Annotated in this window: 3 protein-coding genes; all 3 read right to left on the reverse strand. The window is 45.9% G+C overall.

All coding sequences use genetic code 11. The features are described from left to right. Positions 1–2 precede the first annotated feature (2 nt). A complete protein-coding gene (locus FWE23_08670; GenBank protein ID MCL2845502.1) occupies positions 3–1,247 on the reverse strand; it encodes an OmpA family protein in 1,245 nt (414 codons plus the stop codon). Then, on the reverse strand, positions 1,244–7,525 hold the full coding sequence (locus FWE23_08675; GenBank protein MCL2845503.1) for an InlB B-repeat-containing protein: 6,282 nt from the start codon (positions 7,523–7,525) through the stop codon (positions 1,244–1,246). Before FWE23_08675 ends, FWE23_08670 begins: the two co-directional genes overlap by 4 nt. A 47-nt stretch (positions 7,526–7,572) precedes the next feature. Beyond that, positions 7,573–10,492: ATP-binding protein (locus FWE23_08680; GenBank protein MCL2845504.1), on the reverse strand; the 2,920-nt coding region annotated here is incomplete at its 5' end.

A 10,492-nucleotide genomic window follows, 5' to 3' on the forward strand; every position in this document is an offset into this window, starting at 1 on the left:
AATCAATACTCCTCTTCATTTATGGAACGAATTTCAACGCGACGATTTTTCGCCCTGCCTTCCGACGTTTCGTTATCGGCTATTGGGTAGTCGCAACCGTAGCCTTTTGAACTCAGTCTGTCTGCCGCTATTCCTCTGCCGACAAGATAATCTACAACCGCTTTTGCTCTGTCTTCGGACAATCGAATATTAAACGCGCGGCTACCCGTTATGTCCGTATGACCCGCTATTTCTATTTTCATTTCGGGATTTTTTACCATAGTCAAATAAATACTTTCGAGCGCGCGTCTTGAGCAATCGGTCAGATTGGCGGTTCCCGTCTCAAAGTTAATTCCCTCGTGGACAGTCGCTTCTTCGGCGATGTTTGCCTGCGCTACCTCGCTGAAAAACGCCGCCATTATTATGTCGCTCTGAATATTTTGCACCGTGTATTCATTCGGCGCTCCGACCGCTGCTCCGTCAACTACAAGGGTGTCGAGCATAAAGCCCAAATTCGAGATTATCGTGAATTTTTGGTCGGTGCCTCTTTCTACGCGAACTTCACCGTCGGGACTGATTTCGCCCATTACGACATCGTCCGTTTGATTGGGCGTTTTAACTATAATGGTTAAGATTTCGGGCTCTTGGCGCGTTTCTTGCGGCTCGGGCAACACAATATACTCGGTTCTCTGAAGTTCCGCGCCGCTTCTTCTTGACCTCGGAATTAAAAAACCCATACTCAAAGAATACGTCAGGTTAAATTTCCTTTCTTGGGAAACGTCGTATAGTTTCGGAATGTATTGCACATAAACATAACTGTAATTGTTGCGAGTTCCGAACAGCAGTCTTTGCGTAATGTCCAGATTTTTCCTTTCTCCGAAAAGAAGTTTCCAAAAAACGCCGCCGAAACTTCTGTAATGATACTTGGTACTGTCGATTTTTTTATCCGATGGCGACAATTTCAGGTCAACTTTAAGGATTAAATCCTGAAACCCGCCGCTTATTCCCAATACGTTGCTCACGGTTTTGTTGTTGCCGAAATAATAGCCGAAATTCGCCCAACCGCCGTAATAATACACGCCGCCGCCCACTTCGCCCGTAAGGTAAAGTCCGTTTTCAAAAATCACTCCCGCCTCAAATGCAGCTCCCATTGCTCCTGCTTTAGTTCCCATAGGAATTTCAAGGCGAGGAGAAAGCAGAAGTTCGTTTTTGCTCTGCGCCGATACAATGACTGTCAACGCTACCGCAAACATAAATATTTTAATCATCTTCTAACTCCTATCTTTGTCGTATATCCATACGTTTTTCCGCTAACACCTACCGCTTCCACAACAATCAAATATGTTCCGTTCGCCACAAATCTGCCCGCGGCGTTGGTTAGGTTCCAGACTGTCGCGCCTGTTTCTGTAAACACCACATTGCCTAAATTGTCGTAAACCACTACCCTTGATATTCTCGCATTTTCGGGCGCGACTACGTCAATTGCCACGGGCTGACTTACTATGTTGTTTGTTAGGCGTATTCCGTAATTTCCTTCTGAGACAGGTCTGTTTCTGCTGTGTTCTCTGAACGTTTTCAGGTATATTACTCTCGCGTCGGAAGGCAGATAGTTTCGCGTTTCCTTATAGCGATAGAAAATCCAATACTCCGTATCCTGTTCAAGACCGTCGAAAAGCGGGCTGTCTTGCCATTCACCGCTTCTTCCGAGACGGTATTCCAAACTATCGTTTGTCGGTAATTCCAAACTTTTGTGGGTAATAATAACTTCCGGGTCAAGCGGCAAAATTTCGTCGGGTAAGTCTTGCGGCGCTTTGTTTACCGTAAAGGTAATATCGAAACTTCGCGCCGTAATGCCGTTGCCGCCGCTGACTGTTATGGTCGCAAGGTATGTTCCCGCGTTAAGTCCGACTTTCGGCGTAATACCGAACGAAGCGCTGTCGCCGATACCGATACTTGGTATAGATGTTGCAGAAAGCGTAAAGTAGTCTGCGTTTTCGCCGCCGAGAGTAATACTGAGCGCGCCCGTCGGCTGATTACCCGTGTTGAATACGTTTACCGACATTGTCTGCGGTTGAGCGCAGTCTCTATCGCAGTACACCTCGTCCCGAATTATATTTAATCCGCCTCTGTTAAGCGATATACTGTAAATATTCGCCGTTTCTTCCCATTTCGCAAAAAGCGTCGTTGTATCTGAAATTACGACGTCTGTTTCAAAATTCCACAGCGTTATATAAGCCGCTTCTTTATACCAGCCGACGAAATCAAAGCCGTTTCTTGTCGGAGGAGTTGTCGGCTCTGATATTAGTTCGTTATACGGAACGTTTTCGAGCGCGGGAACTCTTGAGCCGCCCTCCGAATTAAATATTACCGTATATTTATTTTCCTCAAAAACAGCCATAAGCTTTACCGCGTTTGCAGGCATATTAAACCTTGCAGGATTGGCGGTATTTCCACCTTCGATAACCGCTCCCGAAACCACCCAGTAGGCAAAATGGAAGCCGACCTCAGCCGTTGCCATTACGCTTATAGCCGTTTGCGCGGCGTAAGTTCCGCTTTCCGTTCCCGAGACCGTGCCGTTTGCACCTGCAATTACGGTTAAGGTAATCACATTGCTCCATTTTGCGAAAAGCGTTGTATCTGAAATTACAATGTCGGTTCCAAAATTCCAGAGCGTTGTATAAGCCGCGTCCTTATACCATCCTCCGAAAACATAATCGCTTTTTGTCGGAACTGCGGACGGAGCGGATATTTTGCTTCCCGATACCACGTTATAAATGGTGTCAATCGGAGTGCCGCCCTGTGGATTGAACGATACCGTGTAGGTCGGCATAAAGTTAGCCGTGAGTATTACCGCGCTTTCAGGCATACTGAATATTGCAGGGTTGGAGGTATTGCCGTTAATAATTGTTGCGCCTGTAATAGTCCAACCTGTAAATGCAAATCCGCTGTCTGCCGTTGCTATTACCCTTATAGTTGTTTGCGCTACGTAATTTCCGCTTGCCGTTCCCGAAACTGCGCCGTTTGCACCTGCATTTACGGTTAATGAAAACGTTGGCATAGCCGTCTCGTTCCATTTTGCGAAAAGCGTTATATCTGAAATTACAACGTCGGCTCCAAAATTCCACGGTGTTGTACAATCCGCATCTTTATACCAACCGCCGAAAACAGAGTCGCTTTTTGTCGGAACTACGGACGGAGCGGTTATTCTGCTTCCCGACAATACGTTATAAATGGCATCAATCGGCTTACCGCCCTGCGAATTGAACGATACTGTGTAGGTCGGCGTAAAGTTAGCCGTTAGCACTACTGCGTTTGCAGGCATATCGAACATTGCGGGGTTGGCGGTATTGCCGTTAATAATCTCTGCGCCTGTAATAGTCCAACCGCTGAATACAAAGCCGCTGTCCGCCGTTGCTATTACGCTTATAGATGTTTGCGCTATGTAATTTCCGCTTGTCGTTCCCGAAATTGCGCCGTTTATACCTGCATTTACGGTTAATGGGAACGTTGGCACAATAATTTCGTTCCATTTTGCGAAAAGCGTTGTATCTGAAATTACAGTGTCAGTTCCAAAAAACCACTGTATCGTACAATCTGCATCTTTATACCATCCTCCAAAAACAAAGTTGCTTTTTGTCGGATCTGCAGACGGAACGGGTATTGTACTTCCCGACAATACGTTGTAAAGATTATCAATCGGAGTGCCGCCCTGCGAATTGAACGATACTGCATATACCTGCGTAAAGTTAGCCGTGAGTTCTACCGCGTTTTCGGGCATATTGAATGTTGCAGGATTGGCGGTATTGCCGTTAATAATTTCTGCGCCTGTAATAGTCCAACCTGTAAATACAAAGCCGCTGTATGCCGTTGCCATTACGTTTATAGCCGTTTGCGCTATGTAAATTCCGCTTGTCGTTCCCGAAACCGTGCCGTTTACACCCGGATTTACGGTTAATTGAGACCTTGGCAGAACTATCTCGTTCCACTTCGCAAAAAGCATTGTATCCGAAATCACCACATCCGTCCCAAAATCCCAAAGCGTTATACAAGCCGCTTCTTTATACCAACCGCTGAAAACAGAGTCGCTTTTTGTCGGAACTGCGGACGGAGCGGATATTCTGCTTCCTGACACTACGTTGTTAATAGGCGCAATCGCTGTGCCGCCCCGTTCATCGAACGATACTGTGTAGGTCGGCGTAAAGTTAGCCGTGAGATTTACATTATTCGCAGGCATACTAAATCTTGCGGGGTTGGCGATAGTATCGTTAATAATTGTCGCGCCTGAAATATCCCAATAGCTGAAAGCAAAGCCCGCGTTTGCCGTTGCCATTACGTTTATTAAGTCTCCTACGTTTTGAAGTCCGCTCGGCGTTCCCGAAACTGTGCCGCCCGTATTTGCATTAACCGTCAAGCTGAACGGAGCGTACGAAATAATAAGTCCTACGGAAGGGCTTGGGTTATGATTTTCGTCTCCCTTGTATCGCACAAAATATTTTCCGACGCTAAGTCCTGAGATTGAGGTAGAGGTACCGGAGATAGGCATATAACCTGCTCCGCCATCAAAAGCAAATTCCATTTTATTGCTAACGCCTATAATACTTCCGTTGGGGGACATATTGGAAGGATTAGACACGCGAATAGTACCTAATCCCGACGGTGGATCTTGGTCGGCTTTGGTTATATTGCCCGCAATTGTGAAATTTGCAGGCGCTGTGTAATTGCCCATATCGGCGCCCGATATTTGATATACAACCGTTATCAAGTTCGCCTGCGAAACGTTCGGGGAATTGTATGTCGAAGTCAATATTGAAACAGATACGACGTCTCCCGAAATTAAATTTGTAAGTTCGCCTATTTCTGCCTCCGCTGAATTTGTTTCGTCAAATACTTTTGTGGTTGTAATTGTCGGAGCGGTCATTGTTAGTTGCAAAGGTACAATTTCCCAATTAAATACAATGGGGGCGGTTGTGCCGTCCGCCCAGACATAATTTGCCGTGTTTAATAACGTTGCGGTAGTTGTGTAATTGCCTACATTTATTATTGTTGCTTGGTTGTCAGTTAATTCGTAAAGAGAATCATCGCCAAGGTTTCCAAATACGGGCTTTTGCGCCTGTCTGTTATAAACGTAAATGCTTCTGCTGAGCGTTGGTATTGCTACAGGAATAGGTTGAGGGGCGGCGTCCACCACGAAACTAACATCGAAACTCTGCGCCGCTACATTTTCATTTTCGTTCGATACGGTGATTGTTGCGGTATATGTTCCAACATCTAAGCCTATAGTCGGTCTGACGGTAAAAGTGCTGTTGTCGTCGATTGCAATGTTGTCTATTGTGCTTACACTAATTACAAATGCGCTCAGATCAGGATTTGTACCGCCTGCGCTTATTGCGACCGTAAGCGCGCCCGTAGCCAAATTACCTGTGTTTTCTACTACAACCGTTAAGGTGGGCGCCGTTGGATAATCTATTTGCATAGAGGCAAAATTGTTAGTTCCCGTCAGATTGAGAGATATACTTCTCCATCCTGCCCAAAATGTTTTATTGCCGATGTCGGTTGCGGAAATTGTTGTGATGGGACTGCCGCTTATATCGGGATTGTCAAACCAGCCGCCGAAAACAAAGCCGCTTCTTGCGGGCAACGTCGGAAGAGCTAATCCCACGCCGTAAGTATATGAATTCCAAGTGCCGGCTTGCTGAGTACCGTCGTTAAGTTCGTATGTTATGTTGTAAACATTCGCCTTCCATCTTGCCCAAAGTTGCATTCCGTTAGGATTTGGCGGCACGGTATAGCCGATGTACGAAATGGAGTAAGTTAATATCTCGTTGGTGAACCATCCGTCGAACGTATATCCGTCTCTTGTAGGAATGGGAAGCGGGTTTATGCCGATGGTGTAAGTGGAATATCCCCAATCGCCGCTTGGCAGTGCGCCGCCGTTAAGATTATATGTTATCGGAGTAGATTTCGGCAACCATTTTGCGTGAAGAGTGGTTTCATCGCTTACGTTTGCCATCGGAAACGCGGGGATTTGCAGTGCAGGGTCTCTGAACCAGCCTGCAAAGTTATAGTATTGCCTTACAGTTCCCGCGGTTGTGGGGACGTTCGGGGACGGGTCGGCTATGCTTCCGCCGTCGGCTACTATTGTTTGAGTGGGAGTAAAATTGGCGCAACCGTAGCAGTTTACGTTCCAAGTTATGTTGTGTCCGACCGTGAATTCAACAAAAACGCGCCTCGTCATAACGTGATTGGGATTGTCCATATCCGCGGAAACCATAACAAACGCGTTGTAAGTTCCAACGTCCAAGCCGACTACCGGCATAACCGTGAAACTTGCGGTGCTGTCGCTGCCGTTAACCGCAAGATTATGAATATTTCTTGTATCTATTACAAACGCGTTCGAGTCTGCGCCGCGCAAGGTAATTACTAATTTACCCGTCGGTTTTTCGCCCACGTTTGCTACAATAACCGTTTTGGGTGAAATTTCTTGCGAAGTATAACCAAATCCGAGCGTATCAAATACTATGTAGCTTGGGTCGAGCGATATGTCGTAGCCGCACATAATCATTAAACTACCATTATTAAATGTAGGAGAACAACCCGCGTCGCCTTTAAAATAAGTTTGCTGACCGTCCGAGGCTCCGCCGTTTACAAATACGCCGCTGTCCGCCGTTTTGGTTATCCATACTTCCATACCCGTCTGCGGAGCGGGCACGCCGTTTGTGCCGTCGCCGACGCCGTTGCCGAGCGTTATGTATCTGCCGCTACCCATATAAACGTTGCTCGGAACACTTCCGCCGCCGCTTACGTCTTTAGTGTTGTTCTTTATTACCGCGTTGCCGCCGAGTATAAAACGACTTACATTGCCCGAACCGCCGCTTCCGCCGCCCGCAAAATGCACGCCGCCCGAATAACTCGCCGCACTGCTTCCGCAACTGTTGTAAGAAATTTCGCCGCCGCTCATTCTGAACATTGCGCCGTTGGTCTGAATAAACACGCCGCCGCCCGAGCCGCTCGACTTGTTGCCCGTGATTAAACCGTCGAGCATATTAAATTCGCCCGTACTGTCGATATACACTCCCGAGCCGTTGTGATTATTGTAGTTATTTCTTATTGTCGCGCCCGTTTTCATATCCAAGAAGCCCTTTTGTCCGTTATTTCCCACAAGAAAAAGAGACCCCGCCCCCGAAACGCCCTGCCCGAAAGCGTTTATATTACCGTCAAAGGTAATGTTTTGGAGAATTACCGTGGAATTGCCCGCGATTGTGATTAAATTACCCGCGGCGTTTCGCGTAAGAATGTAAGGATAATTCGCTCTGTCCGAATTGCTTGTTATGGTAAGCGTATCGCCCGAGCTGTTTACGGTTAAAAGCGAAGAGACGTAAAAATCGGCGCCTATGGTTATCGTCCTGTTTCCCGTTCCGTTGTTGAATGCGGTTATTTCGTCTGTAAGTTGTTGCATAGTTCGCACTATAACGCCTGTTTGAGCGCATACTCCCGCCGCAATGAGCAAGGTTGCCGCCAATGCCTTAAAGAAAACTAAAAAGTTCATAATTCTACCTTAGCCTTTCTTCTTTCAATTTAGATTTTTAAATTTTTTTATCCGTTTTTATCGGAAATTTTTTCCACTATCTCCTTCATCGCCGTTAAAGCGCCGTCGAAATCGTATTCGTCGATTTTTTCCGCCAGTTTTTCCATTCCCGATATTTTTTGCAGTTTTTCTGTGTAGTTGCCCGCGCTGAAATCCGAGTTTTCCAAAAGCGGTTTCAGTTCCGCAAGCAATGTTTTCAGTTTTTCGGCGCTAATTTCTGTCGTTTGCGATTTTTCGGCTTGTAATTCTTTCAGTATCGGCTCAAATTCTTTAAACGCGCGCTCCAAACCTGTTTTTATCGCCTCCACTTGAGCCGAAGTGTATTCAAACGGCTCGCTTTGAAGCGAAGTTTCGAGCGCCGCCGCCGCCGATTGCAATTCCTTTTTGCCCAGATACCCCGCGCTACTTTTTAGGGTGTGGGCAATTCTGTGCGCGGTTTTTACGTCGCCCGAAGACAGAGCTTTGGATATTTTATCGAAAGTGTCCTTGTTATCCTTAACGAAAGTTGCTATGTTTTTTCGACGGAATTGCTCGTCTTTATCCATTGCGGATTTTGGGTTTTCGTCGGAAATCGACACTTTTTCGGGCGGAAGATACTTTTGCACTATGTTTTGCAGGTCGTAGGCGTCTATCGGCTTCGATATAAAGTCGTTAAACTTGTTTGACAAAAACATTTCGCGAGCGCCCGATATGGCGTTTGCCGTAAGCGCGATAATTTTAAGGTCTTCGTACTTTTTGCCCATTTCCCTTATTCTTTTGACTGTCTCAATACCGTCCATTTCGGGCATCATGTGGTCCATAAATACGATATCGTAGTCGTTTTCTTTAACCAAATCTATCGCCGTAAAGCCCGAGTCAGCCGTTTGAGCGGTTATTTGCATAAAATTCAAATATCCGCTTGCCACTCTCAGGTTAAATTCGTTGTCGTCAACCACCAAAATCTTTGCGGTAGGAGCGCTTAAGGTGTATTTTAATCCGCTGGCTTCGTTTTTTCGGATGTTTTCGGGATTGCCGATTACTATAGGTATAGAGACCGTAAACGCCGTTCCGTGTCCGTATTCGCTCTCTACCATTATTTCGCCGCCCATCATTTCCACAAAGGACTTGCATATCGGAAGCCCCAAACCTGTTCCTACAATACCTCGGTTATTGGTTTTATCGACCTGCTCAAAGGCGTTGAACAACTTGGGAATGTCTTCTTTGCGTATTCCCGCCCCCGAATCCTCCACTTTCAGCATAATTTTCTCATCCTTCACGATTACCGAGAACTTTACGCTTCCCTCTTGGGTGAATTTTACGGCGTTGCTACACAAATTCAGTAAAACCTGTCTGAGGCGCAAATCGTCGCCGAGAAGAAATTCGGGAATTTCGCCCGAGGTTTCGTATATAAATTCAAGCCCTTTGTTGCGCGAAATGTGAGTGAACATCGATACAATATTGTCGATAAATAGAATGAAATTGTAATCTATCGGCTGAAGTTCAAATTTTTCCGCTTCGATTTTGGACATATCCAATATATCGTTAATAATGCCCAAAAGCGATTGCGCCGACATACTTATATCCTTAACGTAGCCCATCTGATGGTGGTCGAGAGCTTCGTGCTCCAAAATTTCGGACATACCTATAATAGCGTTCATAGGCGTTCTTATTTCGTGGGACATATTCGCCAAAAATTCGGTTTTTATACGGTTTGCTTTTTGAAGTTCCTGCGTTCGCATACTTACAAGCGTTTCGAGTTTTTGCCCTTCATTGCGTTTTCTGACAAACAAAAACAACGCGAAAATAAGCCCCAAAGAAAGAAGCGCAAAAGCAATCATAAAAGGAATGCGCTCCCGCATCAATCTTATGCGATAATCGTATGTTTTGTGCAACCAGCGCCCCGCAATTTTTTCTATTTCTATAAGATACATCGCCTTTGTAATTATGGAATTTAAAACGGCTTGGTCTTTGTTAAAGCCGAAAGTCGAATAATAATAGAAATCAAAAACAAAATTTGCCTTGTATCCGATGTTTTCGCGATAATTCGTCATAGTCAAAAGCTGGTGTTCGCCCGTCATAACCACGTCGATTTCGCCGCGTTCCAGCGCGTCAAAAACGGCGCTCGTGTTTTCGAACTTGAATACCGCGGGGTGATTTGGAAACCACCGTCTGAAAAAGGCGCTGTGCGCGGTGTTTTTGGCTACCCCCGTCCTGACATACAAAATTTCGTTGATGTAAATATCGCGAAATTCCACTTTTGAAATAAGCACCGAATGGCTCCTGAAAAATTTTTCGCCCGCCCACAAAAATCTGCCTGCTCTTTCTTCGGTCGGGATAAGTTCGGTAATCATCGCCGCCTCTCCGCTTTCTACCATTTCCAAAAGCTGAGTCCATTCCGTGTGCTGGTCGTTTATTTTCTTAAAACTAAGCCCCGTCAATCTTTCTATTTCGTTAATTGCGTCAAAAGCGATACCTTCCCATTTTCCCGTGTGAGAATCCATAAAACTTATCGGATAATTTGCGTGTTCTGCGACAAACGGAATAACCGGATTGTTTCTTATAAATTCGCGCTCTTCGTCGGTTAAAATCGCAAAAAGTTTATGCTGTAAATAATCTCTGTGTCCGCGATTGTAAAGCCGCGTAAGATGACGGATTGCGCCGTGTTGAAGCGCCTTTTGCACCACGTTTATAATTACCCGCAATTCGGGATTTTGCGTAGTAAGCGAAACAGGGCTGTATATTATTGGAAAATACGTGTTTACATACACTTTTCCGTAAACGTCAAACGCGGCTTCGGCGGGAGATTCGTCAAAAAACGCGTCAATCGCTCCGCTTCGCAGAAGTTCGTACGCCTCGGGATAATCGTCCACAAGAAACGCTTCAAATTCTTTGGTTTTATGTCCGCGAACGTCGTCAATGGTGGTTGTGCCGTCCAAAAATGCAAGGCGC

The sequence above is a fragment of the Chitinivibrionia bacterium genome, from assembly GCA_009779925.1.
GTDB lineage: Bacteria > Fibrobacterota > Chitinivibrionia > Chitinivibrionales > Chitinivibrionaceae > WRFX01.